General features: G+C 70.5%; 20 protein-coding genes. 4 read left to right on the plus strand and 16 right to left on the minus strand.

Annotated elements, in window-relative coordinates; genetic code table 11:
• Positions 1 to 32: 32 nt before the first annotated feature.
• Positions 33 to 2,873 (minus strand): excinuclease ABC subunit UvrA, encoded by a 2,841-nt coding sequence (uvrA, locus tag ACFYYW_RS32285; RefSeq protein WP_352323036.1) that lies wholly within the window; start codon positions 2,871 to 2,873, stop codon positions 33 to 35.
• 217 nt (positions 2,874 to 3,090) lie between these two features.
• Between uvrA and ACFYYW_RS32290 the strand changes: the two genes are divergently transcribed.
• Both ACFYYW_RS32290 and ACFYYW_RS32295 read left to right on the plus strand, forming a co-directional pair.
• Complete coding sequence (locus ACFYYW_RS32290) at positions 3,091 to 3,882, plus strand: maleylpyruvate isomerase family mycothiol-dependent enzyme (RefSeq protein WP_387654253.1); 792 nt, start codon at positions 3,091 to 3,093, stop codon at positions 3,880 to 3,882.
• On the plus strand, positions 3,879 to 4,535 hold the full coding sequence (locus ACFYYW_RS32295) for an MBL fold metallo-hydrolase (protein ID WP_387654255.1): 657 nt from the start codon (positions 3,879 to 3,881) through the stop codon (positions 4,533 to 4,535). The genes ACFYYW_RS32290 and ACFYYW_RS32295 overlap by 4 nt, the downstream gene beginning before the upstream one ends.
• Position 4,536: 1 nt before the next feature.
• On the opposite strand, the gene ACFYYW_RS32300 is transcribed toward ACFYYW_RS32295, so the two are convergent.
• The 13 genes from ACFYYW_RS32300 to ACFYYW_RS32360 form a co-directional block, all read right to left on the minus strand.
• Positions 4,537 to 4,812 (minus strand): hypothetical protein, encoded by a 276-nt coding sequence (locus ACFYYW_RS32300; protein WP_352323039.1) that lies wholly within the window; start codon positions 4,810 to 4,812, stop codon positions 4,537 to 4,539.
• A 35-nt stretch (positions 4,813 to 4,847) separates the two neighbouring features.
• The gene (gene pssA / locus ACFYYW_RS32305) at positions 4,848 to 5,675 is read right to left on the minus strand and encodes a CDP-diacylglycerol--serine O-phosphatidyltransferase (protein ID WP_357983442.1); all 828 of its coding nucleotides are present in this window, start codon (positions 5,673 to 5,675) and stop codon (positions 4,848 to 4,850) included.
• Complete coding sequence (locus ACFYYW_RS32310) at positions 5,662 to 6,303, minus strand: phosphatidylserine decarboxylase (RefSeq protein WP_352329585.1); 642 nt, start codon at positions 6,301 to 6,303, stop codon at positions 5,662 to 5,664. The genes pssA and ACFYYW_RS32310 overlap by 14 nt, the downstream gene beginning before the upstream one ends.
• Positions 6,304 to 6,411: 108 nt before the next feature.
• Positions 6,412 to 7,395, minus strand: a complete 984-nt coding sequence (locus ACFYYW_RS32315; protein WP_352329586.1) for a TerC family protein — start codon at positions 7,393 to 7,395, stop codon at positions 6,412 to 6,414.
• A gap of 176 nt (positions 7,396 to 7,571) precedes the next feature.
• Entirely contained in the window at positions 7,572 to 8,687 is a 1,116-nt protein-coding gene (locus ACFYYW_RS32320) for a glycosyltransferase (protein ID WP_387654259.1), read from the minus strand.
• 677 nt (positions 8,688 to 9,364) lie between these two features.
• A complete protein-coding gene (murJ, locus tag ACFYYW_RS32325) occupies positions 9,365 to 10,957 on the minus strand; it encodes a murein biosynthesis integral membrane protein MurJ (protein WP_387654262.1) in 1,593 nt (530 codons plus the stop codon).
• A gap of 72 nt (positions 10,958 to 11,029) precedes the next feature.
• A complete protein-coding gene (locus tag ACFYYW_RS32330; RefSeq protein ID WP_387654264.1) occupies positions 11,030 to 11,881 on the minus strand; it encodes a hypothetical protein in 852 nt (283 codons plus the stop codon).
• A gap of 1 nt (position 11,882) precedes the next feature.
• Entirely contained in the window at positions 11,883 to 12,857 is a 975-nt protein-coding gene (locus ACFYYW_RS32335) for a copper transporter (protein ID WP_387654267.1), read from the minus strand.
• Positions 12,854 to 14,050: a putative cytokinetic ring protein SteA gene (gene steA / locus ACFYYW_RS32340; RefSeq protein WP_387654308.1), complete on the minus strand. Its 1,197-nt coding sequence runs from the start codon at positions 14,048 to 14,050 to the stop codon at positions 12,854 to 12,856. Before steA ends, ACFYYW_RS32335 begins: the two co-directional genes overlap by 4 nt.
• Before the next feature lie 73 nt (positions 14,051 to 14,123).
• A complete protein-coding gene (recN, locus tag ACFYYW_RS32345) occupies positions 14,124 to 15,833 on the minus strand; it encodes a DNA repair protein RecN (RefSeq protein WP_352326211.1) in 1,710 nt (569 codons plus the stop codon).
• A gap of 94 nt (positions 15,834 to 15,927) precedes the next feature.
• The gene (locus tag ACFYYW_RS32350; RefSeq protein WP_352326210.1) at positions 15,928 to 16,830 is read right to left on the minus strand and encodes an NAD kinase; all 903 of its coding nucleotides are present in this window, start codon (positions 16,828 to 16,830) and stop codon (positions 15,928 to 15,930) included.
• Positions 16,827 to 17,639 (minus strand): TlyA family RNA methyltransferase, encoded by an 813-nt coding sequence (locus tag ACFYYW_RS32355; protein WP_387654271.1) that lies wholly within the window; start codon positions 17,637 to 17,639, stop codon positions 16,827 to 16,829. The genes ACFYYW_RS32350 and ACFYYW_RS32355 overlap by 4 nt, the downstream gene beginning before the upstream one ends.
• Positions 17,636 to 17,809: a hypothetical protein gene (locus ACFYYW_RS32360; RefSeq protein WP_352326208.1), complete on the minus strand. Its 174-nt coding sequence runs from the start codon at positions 17,807 to 17,809 to the stop codon at positions 17,636 to 17,638. Before ACFYYW_RS32360 ends, ACFYYW_RS32355 begins: the two co-directional genes overlap by 4 nt.
• Before the next feature lie 127 nt (positions 17,810 to 17,936).
• On the opposite strand from ACFYYW_RS32360, the gene ACFYYW_RS32365 reads away from it, so the two are divergent.
• On the plus strand, positions 17,937 to 18,284 hold the full coding sequence (locus ACFYYW_RS32365) for an SCP2 sterol-binding domain-containing protein (RefSeq protein WP_387654273.1): 348 nt from the start codon (positions 17,937 to 17,939) through the stop codon (positions 18,282 to 18,284).
• A gap of 537 nt (positions 18,285 to 18,821) precedes the next feature.
• Here ACFYYW_RS32365 and ACFYYW_RS32370 read toward each other — a convergent pair.
• Positions 18,822 to 19,793, minus strand: a complete 972-nt coding sequence (locus ACFYYW_RS32370; RefSeq protein ID WP_387654276.1) for an HAD-IIA family hydrolase — start codon at positions 19,791 to 19,793, stop codon at positions 18,822 to 18,824.
• 121 nt (positions 19,794 to 19,914) lie between these two features.
• Here ACFYYW_RS32370 and ACFYYW_RS32375 point away from each other — a divergent pair, with 121 nt between their 5' ends.
• Positions 19,915 to 20,331: a TipAS antibiotic-recognition domain-containing protein gene (locus ACFYYW_RS32375; protein ID WP_387654278.1), complete on the plus strand. Its 417-nt coding sequence runs from the start codon at positions 19,915 to 19,917 to the stop codon at positions 20,329 to 20,331.
• 810 nt (positions 20,332 to 21,141) lie between these two features.
• Here ACFYYW_RS32375 and ACFYYW_RS32380 read toward each other — a convergent pair.
• Positions 21,142 to 21,567 carry a tetratricopeptide repeat protein gene (locus ACFYYW_RS32380; protein ID WP_352326203.1) on the minus strand — a complete coding sequence of 142 codons (426 nt, stop codon included), beginning with the start codon at positions 21,565 to 21,567 and terminating at the stop codon, positions 21,142 to 21,144.
• Between the last annotated feature and the right edge of the window lie 102 nt (positions 21,568 to 21,669).

The following is a 21,669-nucleotide window of genomic DNA, read 5'->3' on the forward strand; positions in this document are numbered from 1 at the left end:
TGAGACGAGCCCCACCCGAGCCGGCGCCTGCCTCAGAGCGACAGGATCTTCCGCAGGAAGCGCCCGGTGTGGCTCTCGTTGACCAGCGCCACCTCTTCGGGCGTGCCCGCGGCCACGAGCGTGCCGCCGCGGGACCCGCCTTCGGGGCCCATGTCGATGATCCAGTCGGCGGTCTTGATGACGTCGAGGTTGTGCTCGATGACGATCACCGTGTTCCCGCCGTCGACCAGCCGCCCGAGCACGCCGAGCAGCCGGCGGATGTCCTCGAAGTGCAGGCCGGTGGTGGGCTCGTCGAGCACGTAGATCGTCCGCCCGGTCTGGCGGCGCTGCAGCTCGGAGGCGAGCTTGACGCGCTGCGCCTCGCCGCCGGACAACGTGGTCGCCGGCTGCCCGAGCCGCACGTAGCCCAGGCCGACGTCGTTGAGCGTCTGCAGGTGCCGCTTGATCGCCGGGATCGCGTCGAAGAAGGCCAGCGCCTCCTCGATCGGCATGTCGAGCACCTCGGCGATCGTCTTGCCCTTGTAGTGGACCTCCAGCGTCTCCCGGTTGTACCGGGCGCCGTGGCAGACCTCACAGGGGACGTAGACGTCCGGCAGGAAGTTCATCTCGATCTTGATCGTGCCGTCGCCCGCGCACGCCTCGCAGCGCCCGCCCTTGACGTTGAAGCTGAACCGCCCGGGCTGGTAGCCGCGCACCTTGGCCTCGGCCGTCTGGGCGAACAGCTTGCGAACGTGGTCGAAGACCCCGGTGTACGTGGCCGGGTTGGAGCGCGGCGTACGGCCGATCGGCGACTGGTCGACGTGCACGACCTTGTCCACCTGGTCCATGCCGTTGATGCGGGAGTGCCGCCCCGGCACCGTGCGGGCGCCGTTGAGCTCCTTGGCCAGCGCGTTGTAGAGGATGTCGTTGACCAGCGTCGACTTGCCCGACCCGGACACGCCGGTCACCGCCGTGAACACGCCCAGCGGGAACTCGATGTCGACGCCCTTGAGGTTGTGCTCGCGCGCGCCCTTGACCGTGATCTGCCGCTTCTTGTCGCGCTTGCGGCGCTTGGCCGGGATCGGGATGCTCCGGCGTCCCGACAGGTACTGGCCCGTCATGGACTCCTCGCTGGCGAGGAGCTCCTGGACGGTGCCGGACACCACGACCTGGCCGCCGTGCTCGCCGGCGCCGGGACCGATGTCGACCACCCAGTCGGCGGCGGCGATGGTGTCCTCGTCGTGCTCGACGACGATCAGCGTGTTGCCCATGTCGCGCAGCCTGATCAGCGTGTCGAGCAGGCGCATGTTGTCACGCTGGTGCAGGCCGATGGACGGCTCGTCCAGCACGTAGAGGACGCCGACCAGCCCGGAGCCGATCTGCGTGGCCAGCCGGATGCGCTGGGCCTCGCCACCGGCGAGGGTGGCGGCGGCGCGGTCCATGGTGAGGTAGTCGAGGCCGACGTCGAGCAGGAAGCCCATGCGGGCGTTGATCTCCTTGACCACCCGCTCGGCGATGTGCATGTCACGGTCGGACAGCTTCAGCTCGGCCAGGAACTTCGCGCACTCGCCGATCGACATGGCCGCGACCTCGGCGATCGACCTGTCGTCGACGGTGACGGCGAGGGTGACCGGCTTGAGCCGGGCGCCCTTGCAGGCCGGGCACGGGATCTCGCGCATGTAGCCCTCGAAGCGCTCGCGCGTGGCGTCGCTCTCGGCCTCGGCGTGCCGGCGCTGCACCCAGGGGATGACGCCGTCGAAGGTGGTGTAGTAGGAGCGCTGGCGGCCGTAACGGTTGCTGTAGCGGACGTGCACCTGCTCGTCGTGGCCGTACAGCAGCGACTTCTGGGCCTTCTTGGGCAGCCGCTCCCACGGCGTGTCGAGGGTGAACCCGACCGTGTGGCCGAGCGCCTCGATCAGCCGGACGAAGTACTCGCTGGTGTGGCCGCCGGACCACGGGTGCAGCGCGCCGTCGCCGAGCGTGCGCTCGGGGTCGGGCACCACCAGGTCGGGGTCGACCTCCATCTTGGTGCCGAGGCCGGTGCACTCGGGGCAGGCGCCGAAGGGCGAGTTGAAGGAGAACGAGCGCGGCTCCAGCTCCTCGAACGACAGGTCGTCGTAGGGGCAGTAGAGGTGCTCGGAGTAGAAGCGCTCACGGCCCGGGTCGTCTTCCGGCAGGTCGACGAACTCCAGCGTGATCGTGCCGCCGGACAGCTGCAGCGCGGTCTCGACGGAGTCGGTGAGCCGGCGGCGCGAGGACTCCTTGACCGACAGGCGGTCGACGATGACCTCGATGTCGTGCTTCTCGTACTTCTTCAGCGTCGGCGGCTCCTCCAGCCGCACGACCGTGCCGTCGACCCTGGCCCGCGCGAAGCCCTTGGTCTGCAGCTCGCGGAACAGCTCGGCGTACTCGCCCTTGCGGCCGCGGATGACGGGGGCGAGCACCTGGAAACGGGTGCCCTCCTCCAGGTCCATCACGCGGTCGACGATCTGCTGCGGCATCTGCCGGGCGATCGGACGGCCGCAGGCCGGGCAGTGGGGCTTGCCGATGCGCGCCCACAGCAGGCGCAGGTAGTCGTAGACCTCGGTGATGGTGCCGACGGTCGAGCGGGGGTTCTTGCTGGTGGCCTTCTGGTCGATGGACACCGCGGGCGACAGACCCTCGATGAAGTCGACGTCGGGCTTGTCCATCTGGCCGAGGAACTGGCGGGCGTAGGCCGACAAGGACTCGACGTAGCGCCGCTGGCCCTCAGCGAAGATCGTGTCGAAGGCCAGGCTCGACTTGCCGGAGCCGGACAGGCCGGTGAAGACGATCAGCGAGTCTCGCGGCAGGTCAAGCGAGACGTCCTTGAGGTTGTGTTCTCGTGCACCACGCACGATCAGGCGGTCTGCCACGGCGATCCCGGAGGTCGAAAGGCGGATAGGTCCACGGGGGATGGTAGACGGGGGCACCGACATTTTCGGCGAGCCGATCCCCGGCCCCCGAAAATCCGTCCTTCACAGGTTACGGCCATCTCCCGCGTCGGCAGGAGCCCTTTGAGAGTCAACCACTTGACCTGCCGCTTTATGCCCGCACCCGACCTTGGACACCTAAGTGATGAAATATCCGGACATGACTGTTCTACCCGCGGTGCAGGCCGAACTCGCCTCCGCGACCGACCTGCTGCTGGCCACGGCCGCGTCCCTGTCCGACGCCGACGTCGCGGCCCCGTCCCTGCTGCCCGGCTGGACCAGAGGGCACGTGCTGGCCCACCTGGCCGGCAACGCGCGCTCCCACCTCCGCCTCCTCACCTGGGCGAGGACGGGCGTCGAGACCCCGCAGTACCCCTCCCTGGAGGCCAGGACCGCCGAGATCGAGGCCGCCGCCGCCCGTCCGGCCGCGCGCCACCTGGCCGACCTGGCCGACAGCGCCGCGCGCCTGGCCGCCGCGATCCGCGATCTGCCCGCCGCGGCGTGGCCGGCGCCCGTCCGCGGCATGCGGCCGCCGTCGCATCCCGCCTGGTACGTCCTGGTACGCCGGCTGCGCGAGGTGGGCATGCACCACGTGGACCTGGACGCCGGGTACGGCCCCCGCGACTGGCCGGAGACGTTCGTCCATCGCGAACTGCACGACCTCCGCCGATCCTGGCCGTACGACCGCAGCACGGTGAGCGAGGTCGTCCTGACCGGCGAGCCGGGGCAAAGGTGGCAGAACCTCGGCCAGGGTCCTGCCGTGCAGGGACGACCGGCCGACATGCTGGCCTGGTTGACGGGAAGGTCGGACGGCGAGGGCGTTACCCTGGTGCCCGCGGGACAGCCGTCGCCGCCTGGTGACGGTGGCGCGCTCCTTCCCGAGCCGCCGCCGTGGCTGACGATGCCGGCCCCCGCTGATCTGCCCGCGACGCCCCCGAAGGACTACCCATGACCTACACCGGCGACGTCCGGGTCGGCGGCCCCGCCGACGTGCGCGAGCTGCCCGCCCTGACCATCTCCAAGCTGGCGGTCGGCCCCCACGACAACAACGCCTACCTGCTGCGTTCCACCGAGACCGGCGACGAGCTGCTGATCGACGCCGCGGCCGACGCCGACCGGCTGCTGGCGCTCGTCGGCGACCAGCCGCTCGGCGCGATCGTCACCACCCACCAGCACGGCGACCACTGGCAGGCCCTGGAACAGGTGTCCAGGGTCACCGGCGCCGAGGTGATCGCCCATCCGCTCGACGCGCCCGCCCTGCCCGTCCCGGTCGGCCGCACGGTCGACCACGGCGACACGATCGCCCTCGGCCCGGTCAGCCTGGAGGTCATCCACCTGCGCGGCCACACGCCCGGCTCGATCGCGCTGCTCTACGACGGCGGCCCCGACGGCCGTCACCTGTTCACCGGCGACTCCCTGTTCCCCGGCGGGGTGGGCAACACCGGCCGGGACCTGGAGCGTTTCGAGCGCCTCTACACCGACGTCACCGAGCGCATCTTCGACCGCCTGCCCGACGACACCTGGGTCTACCCCGGCCATGGCAAGGACACGACGCTCGGCGCCGAACGTCCCTCGCTGCCCGAGTGGAAGGCCAGAGGCTGGTAGCTCACCTGCCCGCGGCCAGTACGCGCACGATGCGCCCGGCCGCCAGGGCGGGATCGTCGGCCAGGCCCACGAGCTCGCCCCACGACCAGCGGTAGAACCACCCTTCGGGCAGCGGCACGCAGTCGATCGTCTCGGCCAGCAGCGCGGTGTCGGGATCGCTGATCCGCAGCGCGGGCGGGTCGGCCCGCAGGGTGGCGGTCAGCCCGCGCTGCTCCAGCTCGGTGGCCAGCTTGCCGAGGTAGTACGTACGCGTGTGCTCGCGCGGCATGGCCGACATGAATCCATCAAAGCCGAAGATGGACGAAAAATCCCCTAGTTGCCGATTCGCTCGGCTTCCTTGCGCAGCTCCCGCTTGTAGAACAACATGCGCAGCGGGATCGCCGCGACGAGCGCGATCTGCATGGTCGCGCCGATCTTGATCGGCAGGTCGCCGCCTTCCGGCCAGGCCACCCAGAACGTGAGGAAGGCCACGTTCACCATGATCCACCCTAGGACGACCGCCGCGAGCTGCCCCTTCGGCTTGGGGTACTCGATCCGGCTGACCATCAGCCAGGCCACGCCGAGCACCGCGAACAGCGCCCAGATGCTGGGCTGGAACAGCAGCACGATGGAGATGACGGTCATGGCGCCCATGGGGATGGGCAGGCCCATGAAGTCGCCGCTCTTGGTCTTGACGCACGCGAAGCGCGCCAGCCGTACGACACCGGCGACCAGCACGGCCGCCGCGGCGGTGACCACCGCGATGAACGGCACCGAAGGCGGCGCGCCGACCCCCCAGATCACGACCATGAACGCGGGCGCGAACCCGAAGCTGATCACGTCGGCCAGGTTGTCCAGCTCGGCGCCCATCGCCGAGGCGCGGAAGCGCCGCGCCACGAGCCCGTCGAACAGGTCGCAGGTCGCGCCGATGAGCAGCAGGACGATGGCGGTGGCGAAGTAGCTCGGCGTGGGCGTGAACTTGCCGTCGGCGACCGTGAGCTGCTGAATCGCCGAGTAGGCCAGGACGCAGACGGCGAGGAACCCGCAGACCGCGTTGCCCAGCGAGAGCGAGTCCGCGGCGGACAGGCGGAACGCCTTGCCCACGGGGCCGCGGGGCTCTTCCTCGCCCGCCTGCCAGCTGCCGGCGTCAGCCGTGGTCAATTCTGGTCACCCCCGCAACCGTCTTCTCCCCCACGGTCACCGCGGGCGAGATGCCTTCGGGAAGGTAGATGTCGACCCGCGAGCCGAACCGGATGAGCCCGATGCGCTCGGTCTGCGCCACCTTGGCCCCGGCGCTCAGGTACGGCACGATCCGGCGCGCCACGGCGCCCGCGATCTGCACCATCTCGATGTCGCCCAGCGCGGTCTCGAAATGCCACACCACGCGCTCGTTCTGGTCGCTGTCCTTGTTGAACGCCGGCAGGAACCCACCCGCGACATGCTGCACGGACGTGACATTTCCCGCAAGAGGGGCACGATTGACGTGCACGTTCAGGGGACTCATGAAGATCGCGACGCGGGTGCGGCCGTCCGGCCAGGGGTCGATGCTCTGCACCACGCCGTCGGCGGGCGACAGGATGCGCCCCTCGCCAGGAGTGCGCTCGGGGTCGCGGAAGAACCAGAGCATGCCGCCCGTGAGCGCACCCAGCGGGGCCGCAGCCAGGGCCCAGCGCCGGTCTCGGCGCGTCAGCAGCGCGGTGGCGGCCGCCGCGGCCGCCGTCGGGAGGAGCCACGGGGAGACCCCGCGCGCGAGCCGGACGCGGCTCGACTTAGCAGAATCGTCTGACACGTACAACCTTTGGTGGTGACTGGACTAGGCGCTTTGCCATGCTGTTACGGAACTCGCAACTATTACACGGCGCAACTACACAAGCAAAGCGCCTCGATAGCCGTTCCGCTAGACCTGCTCCGGGTGCGTGTGCTCGCCTTCGCCGCTCGTCATGCGGGCTTTGATCAGGCTCGCAACCGTGGTGATCGCCATGGTGGAGCCGATGACCGTGAGCGACACCCAGATGGGAATTTCGGGTGCCCAGGTGACGCCGCTGGCATGCAACGCCTCCATTATCAGCTTAACCCCGATGAACCCGAGGATGAACGCCAAACCATAGCTGATGTAGACGAGTCGCTGCAGCAACCCACCCAGCAGGAAGTAAAGCTGACGCAGCCCCATCAGGGCAAACGCGTTGGCCGTGAAGACGACGTAGGGGTCTTTGGTGAGCCCGAAGATGGCCGGAATCGAGTCGAGGGCGAACAGCAGGTCGGTGGTGCCGATGGCGACCATCACGATGAGCATGGGGGTCACCATGCGGCGGCCGTCGATCTTGACGCTGACCTTCGAGCCGACGTACCCCTCGGTGGTCGGGAACGCCCGGCGCACCCACCTGAGCAGGATGTTCTCGTTGAACTCGTCTTCCTCGCCCTTGAGGTGCTGCCGGATCAGGTTGACGGCGGTGTAGACCAGGAAGGCGCCGAAGACGTAGAAAAGCCAGCTGAACCGCTCCAGCGCGGCGGCGCCGAGCGCGATGAAGATGCCGCGCATGACCAGCGCGAGCACGATGCCGACGAGCAGCACCTTGTGCTGGTAGGGCCGCGGCACCGCGAACCTGCTCATGATGATGAAGAAGATGAACAGGTTGTCGACGCTCAAGCTGTACTCAGTGATGTAACCGGCGAAGAACTCCCCCGCCTTGTCGGCCCCGAAGGTGGCCCACAACCCCACACCGAACAACGCGGCCAGGGCGACATAGAAGGTGACCCAATATCCGGCCTGCCGCATGGAGAACTCACGGGCTTCACCGCGGTCGACGATCCAAAGGTCAAAGGCGAGGACGACCAGCAAACCACCAATGACGGCGATCCAGGCCCACACGGGTACGGTCACGATTCAAACCCTCCGGCATGCATGACTCATTGCCGGAGGTCTCTCCCGCCCGCGAACAACGCGGACCGGCAGCCCCGGGGGCCCCGTGGAGCGGGGCTGCACCGTGATGACGAGGCTGTCGCGAAGGGATACTCCCCTCCCTAACCCACGCAGTATACGCCGACACTCTGATCTCATCATCCATTCGATCTTGCCCCCTCGTACACCCCGAGGACGCTCTCCACGGCATCGTCACCGTCCGGCAACTCCCGTCCGCGCCGGGCCGCCGCCTCGGCCATCGTCCGCGCGATCCCGGGCTCGCCCAGGACCTTGCGCAACGCGTTGCGCAGCCCTTCGGCGTCCCCGTACGGCACCAGCAGCCCTGCGTCGCCGACCAGCCACGGGATCCCGCCGACGTCGGAGGCCACCACCGGCTTGCCCGCCATCAGTGCCTCGCTGAGGCTGAGCGGCAACCCTTCCCAGCGACTGCAGTTGACCACGACGGACGCGGCCGCCAGCAGGTCGGGGACGTCGTCCCGGTCTCCGAGGAGCAGGACGGGAAGGCTCCGGGACCGGATCCGGTCCTCCAGTTCCGCCCGCAACGGCCCCTCGCCCGCGACGGCGAACAGGGGCGCCGGCGACTCCCACGGCCCGGCCGCCACGTCCAGCAGGGTGTCGAGCCCCTTCTGCTGAGCGAGCCGGCCGATCGTCAGCACCAGGGGACGATCACCCGCCCCCAGTTCCTCCCGCACCTCCTCCGGCCTGCGCCGGGCGGGCCGGAGCGGAGGCGCGGGCACCACCGCCTCCGCCACCTCCCGAGCTCCCAGGACGGTCATCCGCTCCGCCAGATCCGGCGAGACCACCAGCACCCGGTCGGCCCCCCGCGCCACGATCCGCTCCAGCACCCCGTAGACGAACCCCACGAAACCGCCGGCGGTAAGCGCATTGTGCAAGGTGACCACCACTCCCGGCCCCCTCCCCTCCCGGCCGCTTGTCCCTTGAGTCTTGAACGCTCTCAGTGCCAGGCTCGCCAGCGCCCCCGCTCGCAGGCCATGGGCGTGCACGACGTCGGCGTCGCGCGTCAGCCGCCGGATCGCGAGCACCGCGCGCAGGTCGTTCAGCGGATGCGGCCGGTCGGAGACGGGCACCTCGGCGAACGTGGCTCCCGCGGCCCGGAAGGAGAACGCCTCCTCGACACTCCCCGGGCCCACCACCGCCGCCTGATGGCCGCGCTGCACCAGCCCTTCGACGAGCATCCGTACATGCCGCCCGGTCCCACCCGACGTGGTCCCCATCACAAAAGCCACCCGCACGACCCCTCCTGAGCCCTCACCGGAAACCGCAGCCACACCTCAAAGCTGAAACCGTAGCCCGTATCACCCCGCAGCTTCCCGATCTCACCCACCCCACCTACACCCCATACCGGCCCCCACAGGCTCAAGGGCTGCCGGCCCCCAACCGCCACACCCTCGCCCGCAAGCCATGACCATCACCCAAGCACCAACCGCACAGGCCCCCGCCCGAAGCCAAGGATCCAAGGATCCGAAGCCATGACACCGTCTTGATGCCAGGCAGCTCGACAGCTTCTGCGCCTCACGGGCCAACATCCCAAGAGTGTGATCGCTTTCACAGACCGGCCAACCCCGTGCGCCTGGCCCACGAGAGGTCAAGCACCTCTGCACCATGCGCCCGACGCCCCCTCCGAGGCCAGCCACGCCTGAAGGCCACCGCACCCGACGGTCTGCGATGCTCGTCGCCAACGGCAACCAGCCCTACAACGGCAAACCCCAGAAGCCGTACGCGCCCCCACAAGGAGCCCCAAAAGCCGCAGGCGCCGCAGCCGTTCCAGCCCCAGAAGCCCTGCGGGACCAGCCGTCCGAGCGTCAGGAGCCGCACACCAACAGCCGTCCGCCCCGGAAGCCGTGCGCGACGATCAGGAACCGTCGAAGCGCACCCACCGAAGCCAAAGCACAGGATCAGTGGCGGTGGATCAGCCGCCCCGTCGGAGCAGCCCGGCCACCACCCTGGCATCCGGCCGGTCCACCACCGCAACGACGGCAGCCCCCACCGCCACGGCGACCACCGCCGCCAGCACCACCGCGCCCACGTTCGGCCAGATGCCCGAGACCCCGAGCCACCTCACCACCCCGGCCCCCGCCAGGTACCCCAGCACACCACCGGCGACCGCCGCCCCCGCCGCCCGGGGCAGCCCCGCCGCGGCACCGCTCCCCCGCGACCGGACCACGGCCCCGAGCAGCACCACCCCACCTGCTGTCATCCCGATGCTCATCCCCAACGCCATCCCGCCGATCTTCCACCCGGCGGGCAGCACCAGCACGAGGACGGTCTGCGCGACGATGACGACCAGCCACCCCGCCACCGTCCCGGTGGCAGCCGCCCGCCCGAGCCCGGCCGCGTAGAGCACCCGGCTCAGGTGGGCGATGAGCCCGTAGCCGACGATGCCCGGCGCGAACAGCGCGATCGCCAGGGCGAGCTGAGGCGGCGGCACCTCGCTCCTGCCTCCCAGGAACACCACCGCGCCAGGCCCCGACACGGCGGCCAGTACCCCAGCGGCCAGCCCCGTGACCAGCACCACGGCCCGCGTGGTCCGCGCCGCCAGCGCCGAGAACGCGACCGTGTCGCCTGCCTGCGCCGACAGCCGGGGGAACGCGCTGGTGGCGATCGGCACGGCCAGCACCGCGTACGGCACGAGATAGATCGCCCACGCGTAGTTGTAGATGGTGAGGGCCCCGTTGCCGATCGCCTTGTTCGACAGCAGCACGACGACGATCATGGCGGCCTGCTGGGCCAGCAGCGCCGCGATCCCGGCCAGGGCGAGCCTGCGCACCTGCCCGGCCACGCCGTCGGGGAAGCGTAAGGTGGGCCGCCACCGCAGCCCCAGCCGCGACACGGGCCCGACGACGGTCAGCACGAGCGAGAGCACGCCCAGGCTGGTGCCCACCGACAGGGCCAGCTCGGCCGGGCCGGGCAGGTGAGCCGGGTCAACGATCCCCGAGCTGAGCGGCACGAACAGCAGGTACGCCACGATGACCACGATGCTGGACACCAGCGGCGCGACCGCGGGCCCGGCGAAGCGGTTGTGCGACTGCAGCACGCCGTAGAGCACGACGGCCACGCCGTACAGCGGGATCTGGGGGGCGAAGACGACCAGCATGCGGGTGGCGAGGGCGACGAGCTGGGTCGTGTCGCATCCGCTGACGGCCTCGCCGAGGAACAGCCCGATGACCGGCCGGGCGAACAGCGCGGTGAGCGCCCCCAGCGGCACCAGGACCACGACGACCCACGTCAGCAGCGCCGAGCTGATGTGCCCGGTGCGCTCGCGCGAGGCGGCGGCCCCGGCCAGCACCGGCACCACCATGCCCGCCAGCGCACCTCCGACGACGACCTCGAAGACGATGTTGGGGATCTGGTTGGCCGTCATGTACGCGGTGGACAGGCAGTTGGTGCCGACGGTCTGGGCGAAGGCGTACTGCTTGGCGAAGCCGGCGATCCGGGCCAGCACGGTGATCGCCCCGATGAGCAGGGCGCCACCCGCCACGCCCCGCGCCGTCACGCTTCGCACCCGGCCTCCCCCGCCCAGCATCCGGTCACGCCGACATCCTGGCAGGTGCCACCGACAATCGTGCGCGGAGGGTCACACGTGGTCGACGGGACGCCGCCCGAGCATGTCGATCCGGTTGAGCACCGGGTTGGCGGCGATGACCTTGGTGAAGCTGACCTTCTCCGAGGCCGCGGTGAGCGCCGCGACCGTGCCCAGGAGGACGAGCCTGCCGGGCCTGCCGAGCTTGGTGACCGCGGCGAGCCCGAGCAGGGCGCCGAGCGAGTTGGCGCCCGCGTCGCCGAGCATGGCGCGCTCGCCGAGGTCGTCGGGCAGCAGCGCCGCGGCGGCGCCCAGCGGCACGGCGGCCAGGGCCGCGGCGGCGGGCGAGGACCGCAGCAGCGAGACGGCCAGCAGCGGCCCGCCGGCCAGCAGCCCGACCTTGATCGCCCGTCCGGGACGCAGGTCGAACAGGTTGGCGAGGTTGGCGGCGCCCGCGATGGCCGCGCCGTTGACCAGGGTGTCGACGGGCCCGTCGGAGACCAGGGCCGCGGCGCCTAGCCCGGTGGCGCCGATCCCGAGGATCTTGACGGCGCCGCTGGTGACCTCACCGCGGGCCAGAGCCGTCAGGTGACCCTTGAAACCCTTGGAGGACGTGGTGCCGTAGAGGTCGTCGTAGGCGCCGAGAGCGCCGGTGCCGACGCCGGCCAGCACCGCGGCCAGCCGGGTACGCGGCGTCAGGCCGGGCGTGAGCGCGGCCGCAGCGCCGGAGCCCGCCACGAACGCGGGCCCCTCCAGCAGGGTGATGGGCTCGCCGCGGTGGTTCTTGCGCGTCCAGCGCCCGCCCAGGTCGGCTGGACGGTTCCGGGTGAAGGCGGAGTAGGCGGCACGGGCGGCGGCGGCACCGATCGCAGCGCCGGCCAGCGCGTAGAGCAGGCCACGGGCCATGTCAGCTCCCTGACTGGGTCGGTGAGGGTGTGGTGGTCGGCAGCGCGGGCTGGGTGGCCGAGGCCCCCTTGCCGATGCCGTACTGGCCGGCCCGCCCGCTCAGTTGCTCCCGGAGAGCGTAGACGACCACGACCCGGCCCGTGGGCATATCGACGGTATCGACGGTGGACACGCGCTTGGCGACGTCGCCGTCGTCGCGCAGGGCGCTGACGGCGCCCCCGGTGACGGCCGTGTTGGCGGCGCTGCCGGTCAGCACCGCGCCCTTGCCGGCGGCGTCGAGCCGGTCGGCGAGCGAGACGAGCGCGCCCAGCTGGGTCTCGGCCTGTTCCCCCTCGTACGCCTTCTCCGGCGCGAACATCACCGCGAGCATGGCCCGCTTGACGGGGTCGCCGTCGGTGCTGACCAGCCCGCCCGCCTCGAACCCGCTGATGACGGCGGCGGTCGCGGCGTTGGGGGTGCCCGCCTGGGCCTGGTCGGTGGTGAGCAGCGTGGAGGCGAGAAGCGCGCCGGCCTTGTCCCAGACGGTCGCCGTGGACGGGAAGACCATGTCGACCGGTTTGAGCTGGTTGACCAGGCCGTCGAGCACACCGCTGCGGTCGGGGTCGAAGAACTTCTCGGTCAGCGTCACGCGCCCGCTCACCTCGGCGCCCGCCTCCTCCAGCACCTGCTGCTCGGCCTCGCGGAACGTGGTGCTCGACCCCGGCGACTCGACCAGCAGCACGCGCTGCCCGGTCAGCTCGCCCGCCACCAGCTTCGGGGTGACGCTGCTGACGAAGGCGTCGTTGCCCGCCTCGCGCCCCTGGAGCTGGTCGATCTGCACGCGCAGCTCGTCCTTGGTCTTGGTGAGCTGCGCGGAGATCTCCTGCGCGGACTTGACCGCGGGCTCCTGCAGCAGCGTGGTGCCCAGGACGATCCCGACCGCCAGCGCCAGGAAGATCGCGACGATGGAGACGACGTGGTAGCGAAAATCGATCACGAGAAGAGTCCGACCAGCCAGAAGATGAATGCGTTCCAGACGTCTTGCAGACCGTTCAGCCAGGTCTGGCCGAGCGGCGACAGGAAGAGCGCCACCCCCATGGTGATCAGGGCCGTGATCACCAGCATCAGGAGCTGGGAGGTGGTGATGCGGCTGCGGTAGAGCCTGCTGACGCCCTTGGCGTCGATGAGCTTGCTGCCGATGATCAGCCGGGTCAGGAAGGTGCTGGCCATGCCGGAGCGGCCCTTGTCGAGGAACTCCTCCAGGGTGCCATGGGTGCCGACCGCGACGATCAGCTCGGCGCCCTTGTCGTCGGCCAGGAGCATCGCGATGTCCTCGCTGGTGCCGGTGGCCGGGAAGATGACCGCCTCGCGGCCGAGCTGGTGCACCCGCTCCAGGCCGGGGGCCCGGCCGTCGCGGTAGGCGTGCACGACGAGCTCGGCGCCGCAGGTCAGGGCCTTGGTCGAGACGGAGTCGAAGTCGCCCACGATCACGTCGGGGAGGTAGCCGGCCTCCAGCAGCGCGTCGGCGCCGCCGTCGACGCCGACGAGGACGGGGCGGTATTCCCTGATGTAGGGGCGGAGGGTGGCGATGTCTTCCTTGTAGTGATATCCGCGCACCACGATGAGGACATGTCTGCCCTCCATCGGGGTGCGGATCTCAGGCACGCCGACTCCGTCGATGAGAAGCTTGCCCTCACCACGAACGTACTCCATCGTGTTGACGGCGAAGGCCTCGATCTGCACGGCCAGCCCGGCGCGCGCCTCGGCCATGGCGGCCTCGACGGCCTCGGCCGTCTGTTCGTCGCCTTTGCCCACGACGTCGTCGTCGAGGTAGATCACGCCCTCGTGGAGGCGGATGACGTCGCCGTCCTTGACGCGTTCGAACAGCTCGGGATTGGCGTTGTCGACGAACGGCACGCCCGCGTCGAGCAGGATCTGCGGACCCAGGTTGGGATAGCGGCCGCTGATGCCCGCGGCGACGTTGACCACAGCCGCCGCGCCGCACGCGACGAGCGCCTCCGCGCTGACCCGGTCAACGTCGACATGGTCGATAATCGCTATTTCCCCGGGCTGGAGGCGCTTGGTCAGCCTCTTGGTTCGCCGGTCGATTCTCGCCACTGCCGTCACACCGGGAAGGTCATCGACCTTCCTGCCACGGAGGCCCGGCATCTTGCTCCCCGGAACCTTCATCATGACCATCCTGCCAGAGGGAAACAGCGCCGGGGCCAAGCACTACGCCGCGTGTCCACTATGTCACGCTGAATCACCTGTCGGCCGCTGCGAGCCCGAGCAGCTCCTCCGCGTGCGCCCGGCCGAGTTCGGAGTCCTCCAGACCGGCCAGCATGCGCGACAGTTCGCGGACGCGTCCCTCGTGGTTGAGCGTGACGACACCGCTGCGCACGACGCTGCCGTCGCTGGCCTTCTCGACGACCAGATGCTGGTCGGCGAAGGCCGCCACCTGCGGGAGGTGGGTGACGACGATCACCTGCGCGGTGCGCGCGAGGCGGGCCAGCCGGCGCCCGATCTCGACCGCGGCCTTGCCGCCGACCCCCGCGTCGACCTCGTCGAACACGAACGTCGGCACCGGGTCGGCACCGGCGAACACGACCTCGATGGCGAGCATGACGCGGCTCAGCTCACCGCCGGAGGCGCCCTTGTTGAGCGGCAGCGGCGGCGCGGCGGGGTGGGCGGCCATCCGCAGCTCCACCTCGTCGACGCCCTCCGGGCCGAACTCGGCGCTCTGGGTGAGCTGCACCACGACCCGGGCGTGGGGCATGGCCAGCGCGGTCAGCTCTTCGGTCACGGCCTGGCCGAAGCGCTCGGCGGCGGCCTCACGCACCTTGGTGAGCTCGGCGGCCAGGGTGGTGAGCCTGGTGGTGAGCTCCTCGTGCTCGCGGGTGAGCTCCTCGATGCGCTCGTCGTCGCCTTCGAGCTCGCCCAGGCGGGCGGCCGCCTGCTGGGCCCAGGCCAGCACCCCTGCGCTGTCCTCGGCGTATTTCCTGATCAGGCTGCCCAGCACGGACCTGCGCTCCTGCACGGCTCCGAGACGGGCGGGGTCGGCCTCGATGGACTCGGCGTAGGCGGCCAGGTCGGTGGCGACGTCGGAGATCAGGTATCCGGCCTCGGCGAGCCGGTCGGCCACGCCGGCGAGCTGCGGGTCGTAGTCGCGCACGGCCTCGACGGCCGCGCGGGCCTCCCCGAGCAGCGAGATCACGTCACGGGCGCCGCCGCCGGCCTCCATCGGGTCGCCGAGCAGCGCGGTGTGGGACGTGGTGGCGGCGCTGCGCAACGCGTCGGCGTGCGAGAGGCGCTCCTCCTCCTCGCGCAGGTCGGCGTCCTCGCCCGGCTTGGGGTCGACCTTCTCGATCTCCTCCAGGCCGAACCGCAGCCGGTCGGCCTCCTGGGCACGCTCCCTGGCCTGGGTGGTCAGCTCGTCGAGCAGCGCCCCGACCTGCTTGTGCCGCTTGTACGCCTGCGCATACGCCCGCAACGGCTTGACCAGCTCGTTTCCGGCGTAACGGTCGAGCGCGGCGCGCTGCCTGGCGGCCTGCAGCAGCCGCTGCTGGTCCATCTGCCCGTGCACCGCCACCAGGTCGTCGGCCAGGTACGTCAGCGTTCCGACGGGCACCGTGCGGCCCCCGAGCCAGGCCCTGGAGCGGCCCTCGGCCGAGACGGTGCGCGAGATGATCAACTCGCCGTCCTCGACCTCACCGCCGAGGTCCTCGACCTGCTGGGCGACCCGGCCGCCGGGCTCGACGACGAGAGTGCCCTCTACGGTCGCCTTGTCAGCCCCCGGACGGATGCGCGAGGGATCGGCCCGGCCGCCGAACAGCAGCCCGAGCCCCGTGACGACCATCGTCTTGCCCGCGCCGGTCTCGCCGGTGACCACGTTGAAGCCCGGCGAAAGCTCGAGTACGGCCTCGTCGATGACGCCGAGCCCCTGGATGCGGACCTCCTCGACCCTTGGTCGCACTGCCCACTCCCGTCACTGCCGTGCCTGATGGCCGGTCGATTGTCTCCGGACATCTGTTGCCCATGGGATCCTACGCGCTCCGCCCTCCATTCATTCAGGGTCGCACTCTCCCGCGCCATCCCTGAACCGGTAGTTCGAACTTGGCGACCAGCCTGTCGGTGAAGGGCGCGCCGGTGTTCTCGATGCCGTGCAGACGGGCCAGGCGCACCGGCTCGGCGCCCCTGCGCACCTCCACCCGCGACCCGGAGGGCAGCTCGAAACGACGGCGGCCGTCGCACCACAGAACCCCGCCCGGCGTGTCCGGCAGGATCTCCACGGCCATCGTGGACCGTGGCGAGACCACCAGCGGCCGGGCGAACAGCGCGTGGGCGCTGATCGGCACCAGGAGCAGCGCCTCCACCTCCGGCCAGACCACCGGCCCGCCGGCCGAGAACGCATACGCCGTCGAACCCGTCGGAGTGGCGCATATCACGCCGTCGCAGCCCCAGCGGGAAAGCGGCCGCCCGTCGATCTCGGCGACCACCTCCAGCATGCGTTCCTGCTTCTCCACGGTGACCTCGTTGAGCGCCCACGTGTCGGCGATCACCCGGCCGTTCTGCCTGGCCAGGACGTCGATCGTCATGCGCTCCTCGACGTCGTAGCGCCCGGCGACCACGCTGTCGACCGCCGTCGCCAGGTCGGCCACCTCCGCCTCGGCCAGGAACCCGACGTGCCCGAGGTTGACCCCGAGCAGCGGCGTGCCTGCGGGCTTGGCCAGCTCGGCCGAGCGCAGCAGCGAGCCGTCGCCGCCGAGCACGATCATGACCTCGGCGTCCTTGGCCGAACCGGGGTCGTCGCTGGGCACGACCTCCACCCCGCCACAGCCGATGTCACGCGCCTCGGTGTCCAGGACGCGTACGTTGATGCCCGCCCCGACCAGCCGGTTGATGACCAGACGGGCGCTCTCGACGGCGGCGCCCCGCCCGGTGTGGACGGCGACCAGCACGGTCCGGTTCATTGCGGCCCTTCCGCGACGGCACGCTGGATCTCGGCATCGAGCTCGGCGACGGGCGGATCACCCTCTCCTTTGCCCAGCCACAGCAGGTATTCGACATTTCCGGACGGACCGGGCAGCGGGCTCGCGGTCACGCCCCGCACGCTCAGCCCCAGTTCCTGCGCCTTGGCCGCCGCCTCGCGCACCGACCTGGCCCGCAGCTCGGGGTCGCGCACCACGCCGCCCGCGCCCACGAGCTCCTTGCCCACCTCGAACTGCGGCTTGACCAGCATGACGAAGTCGGCCCGCGGCGCGGCGACCTGCGCCAGCGCGGGCAGCACGAGCCGCAGCGAGATGAACGACAGGTCGCCGACGACCAGCGTGGGCGGCTCGCCGACCATCTCAGGGGTCAGGTCGCGCACGTTGACGCGTTCCATCACGGTCACCCGCTCGTCGGTGCGCAGCGACCAGGCGAGCTGGCCGTAACCGACGTCGACGGCGAGCACGTGGGCCGCGCCGTGGCGCAGCAGCACGTCGGTGAAGCCTCCCGTGGAGGCTCCCGCGTCGAGGCACCTGCGCCCGTCCACCGACAGGCTCTTGAACGCCTCCAGCGCCCCGAGCAGTTTGTGCGCTCCCCGCGAAACATAGTCGGGACCGTCGGCCGACTCGGCGACGACGATGGCCGAGGCGGTGTCGACCTGGGTCGCGGGCTTGTGCGCCTGCTGGCCGCCCACGCTGACCCGCCCGGCCTCGATGAGCTGGGCGGCCTGCTCCCGCGACCTGGCCAGCCCGCGGCGCACCAGCTCGCTGTCGAGACGGATCCGCCGGCTCACCGCTCGCCCAGCGCTTCGTCGCCCGCACCCGCGAGAGTGGACTCCAGCCCGGCGAACGCCTCCTCGAACACCGCCACGTGCTCGTTCACCGGCAGCTCGCCCACACGACCGAGACCGGCCACGATGGCGTCGACCCGCTCGTCACCGGTCTCCTCCGGCAGCTCACTCATGACTCGACCGTAACGCCTCGGGCGAGCGCCCGGGACCTTGGCAGGCGTGTCACGCGTTGAAGCTCATACGGGGGTGCTAGTGATGTGGAACGCTACCGACCGCAAAGGGAAAGAAAGGATGCCCAACATGGCAAGCGTCGAGGAGTGCCGGGCGGCACTGGCCAGGCTCGTCGCCCAGTTCGACGAGATCGGCGCGGAGGATCGTGCCAAACACGTGGTGGAACGCACGGTCAGCGCCCGGGTGTCCGACCTCGACGTGATCTTCTTCGGGCGGCTGCATCACGGGGGGCTCGACCCGTTCACCGAGGAGCCGCCGGCGGGCGGCAAACCGGCCGATGTGAAGATCACCATCGCGAGCGACGACCTGGTCGCGCTGGTCGACGGCGAACTGGACCTGGGCCGTGCCCTGCTCGGAGGGCGGGTGAAGATCGACGCGAGCTTCGGCGACCTGCTGCGCCTGCGCAAGCTGATCTGACCGGGTCCGTGCCATGCGCGCGTTCGCTGTCAGGCGACTCTTCGGTGTCCTGCGCGGCCGTTCAGCGTGTGTGTTCGCCATGAGGCAACTACTCAGTGCGTGTTCGCCGTCAGGCAACTACTCGGTGCGTGTTCGTCGTCAAGCAACTACTCGGCGCGTGTGTTCGCGATCAGGCAACTACTCAGCGCGTGCGTTAACTGTTAGGCGACAAGCGAACAGCGAACCTGCCCCCTCATCCCCCGACCGACTGAGCCGCCCTCCGGCGGCCACGTCGCCCCCATCTGACGACGCTTTTCCCGACCAGCCCACACCCCGCAATCACGGCGCTGCCCCTGCACCACTCGCGTGCACGAGTCCCGCGTCGTGCGGACCGTGGCTACCGGCCGTGCCCGCTGGCGTGCCGGCTCGACGAGTCCGGCGTGGTGCGGGCTGTGGAAGGGGGACACCGTCACAAATGGGCTCGTGGGCTCCTGGCCGCTGCCAGGAGGGAAAGGGCAGGGTCGAGGCGGCCGGCCCCCTCCGCCCGTCCTGATCGCCTCAGCCCACGCGCTGCAGGACGTCCTTGACCGCGTCCTCCCCGATCTGCCCTTCGCCCGCGGCCGTCCAGGCGGCGTCGCAGGCCGCGCGCAAGCCGTCGATCCGGCTGCCGTCGCCTTCGAGGTGCAACGCCCCGTCGCGCCACTCGGCCCGCCATCCCCGGCAGGCGCCGTCCCGCACGTCGGGATAGGGCTGCACCAGCGCGCCGAGGTCCTCGGCCAGGTACGTGGGCCGATGCCGGGGCGCGGCGGTCAGCACGTCGAGCGGAGTGGCCACCCCGGTGAACACCAGCAGGCTCTCCACCCCCGCGTTGGAGGCCCCTTCGATGTCGGTGTCCAGCCGATCCCCCACGACCAGCGGCCGCCGAGCGCCGGTACGGATCATCGACTCCCGGTGCAGCGGCGGATCCGGCTTACCGGCGTACACCGGTTCGACCCCGGTGGCGGCGGCGATGACCCGGACCATTGCCCCGTTCCCCGGCAGTTCGCCCCGCCCGGTCGGCATGGTGCTGTCACCGTTGGAGGCCACGAACAGCGCGCCCTGCCGTACGGCCAGCGCCCCCTCCGACAGCAGGGCGTACGACAGACCGGGAGCGATCCCCTGAACCACCGCAGCGGGCGACTCGGCCGCGACGGACACCGGCCTGAGTCCATGAGCCCGTACGGCCACCCGCAGCCCCGACCCGCCCACGACCAGCACCGCGGCGCCCGGAGCCACCCGCTCGGCGACGAGCCGCGCGGCCGCCTGCGCCGAGGTCACCACATCGGCCGCCATGGCAGGAATGCCGAGTTCCCGCAGGTGGGCGGCGATGGCGGCGGGCGTCCTGGAGGCGTTGTTGGTCACGTAGGCGAGCCGGACCCCCTTGCCCTGCGCCTCCTCCAGCGCCTGTCTCGCCCCGGGTACCGCGTGCTGTCCGAGGTAGACCACACCGTCGAGGTCGAGCAGCAGGGTGTCATAGCCGTCAATCAGCACAGCGCCTCTTCCCGTTTGACTCTCACGCCGCGTGAGACTTTAGCGTCGCCTTCGTACCCCGCCACAGGAAGCCTTCTCCTCGTGGATCGGGAAACCCGTAACCGACACCGGAAGGACAACCATGCCCCAGGAACGCGCAGAACCCCTCGGCGCCCCGAACCATGACGCGTACGCGGCCGAGGCCGAGCAACGCTGGGGCGGCACACACGCCTGGGCCGAATCCGCCCGCCGCACGTCGGCGTACACGGAGGAGGACTGGCAGCGGCACGAAGCCGAGGCGACCGCCCTCTCGGCCCGCCTCGCCGACGCGATGCACACAGACGTCCCGGCCGACGGCGCCCTCGCGATGGACCTGGCCGAGGAACATCGCGCCCATCTCTCGCGCTGGTTCTACGACTGCACGTACGACATCCACCGCGGCCTCGCCGACCTGTACGTCTCCGACCCCCGCTTCACCGCCGCCTTCGACCGCACCTCCCCCGGCCTGGCCGCCTACCTCCGATCCGCCATCCTCGCCAACGCCACCCGCCACGCCTGACCCCCACCACCATGCGCGTACGGAGGGCGGCGGCCGACGAGCCCGGAACTGAGGCCACGGCCGCTCCTCAATGCACCGTTCTGCCACGCAAAAACCGGTCAAACACCCTCACGGCGGCCTTCTTCCATGATGGTTTGGCAGCCAAATACGGCCAAGGCATGCCTACCCCTTACGCGAGGGCAGCCAGATGCAGCCGTGGCATGCCCGGACGCTCAAGCAGGCACCGCCTGGGCAGCCACGACAACTGCATTCGCCGCACCACGTTCCTCGGGCGCTCTCCTGGGAAACCACCGCACAGGCCCCTCTTGTCCCAGTGGTGAGACCTCGCACGGCCTATCACCGTGGTGCCCTTACAACCCGAGTGGGTCGCCCAGCAGCCAGGGTCGCCACTCCTCCGGTATCGGTCGGAGTCGTCACAACCGGCCAGGTGCTCGGGGTCGACGGCGGGCTGTGCCGTGATGTCCCCCGCGCCGCCTTCAGCGGCTGCTGTCTCCCGGCCGCCGTCAGCGGCTGGGGAACGCGCGGACATAGCCGCCCATGCGCGACGGCGTTGTCGCTGAGGCCCTGGAAGAACCTCAGTGACAACGCCACCCCAATGGACCCACCAGGGCACGGATCGCCGCCCTCCAGCGCAGGACCAGGCCAAGGAAGCGATCTGCTGCGACGCCGCCCGATCAGCACGACAGGCAGCAAGCACACATCGCAGGGCGGCCTCCCAACCGAGTCAACGCCCCCGGAAAAGGACCGAAACGCCTGGCACAGTCGCTTGGGAGACGCCGGCCATGGTCGGCCCCGCGCGCCGCCTGCCGCCTACATCTCTCGGCGAGCCCTCAACGTCGCCCGCACACTCTTCAAGGCCGACACATAATGCCGCTCGTCCGGCCGCATGGCCACCGCGATGGCCAGCGGCTCCTGGGCCCCTTCCAGATCCCCCGTACGCCACAACGACAAGCCCAGCCCGAAGTACGCATAATCCTCAGCCGGGTTCGCATCCACGATCTGCCGGAAGCTGGCCGCGGCCTCCGCGTACTGACGGGAGTTGAACTGCGCCCGAGCCAGCGCCTCGAGGATGCTCCGGGACTGCGGCTCAGCAGCGGCGGCCCGTTCCAGCAAAGCCGCGGCAGCAGCCGGGCTCCCCTCCTTCAGCAACTTCACACCACGCTGATACCAGTCGTAAACACCGCCCCCGGGAACGCCACCCACGGACTCATCGTGACCATTTCCGCCCTGAACCATGCGTGAGGACTCCTTCATCGCCGGACGACGAACCTCGCTCCCCCTCCGCCGCGTAAGGGGCGCGACAGCAAACGATTGGGGCAACTCCTGGTAGGCGCAAGC

The sequence above is a fragment of the Nonomuraea sp. NPDC001831 genome, assembly GCF_042892035.1.
GTDB lineage: Bacteria > Actinomycetota > Actinomycetes > Streptosporangiales > Streptosporangiaceae > Nonomuraea.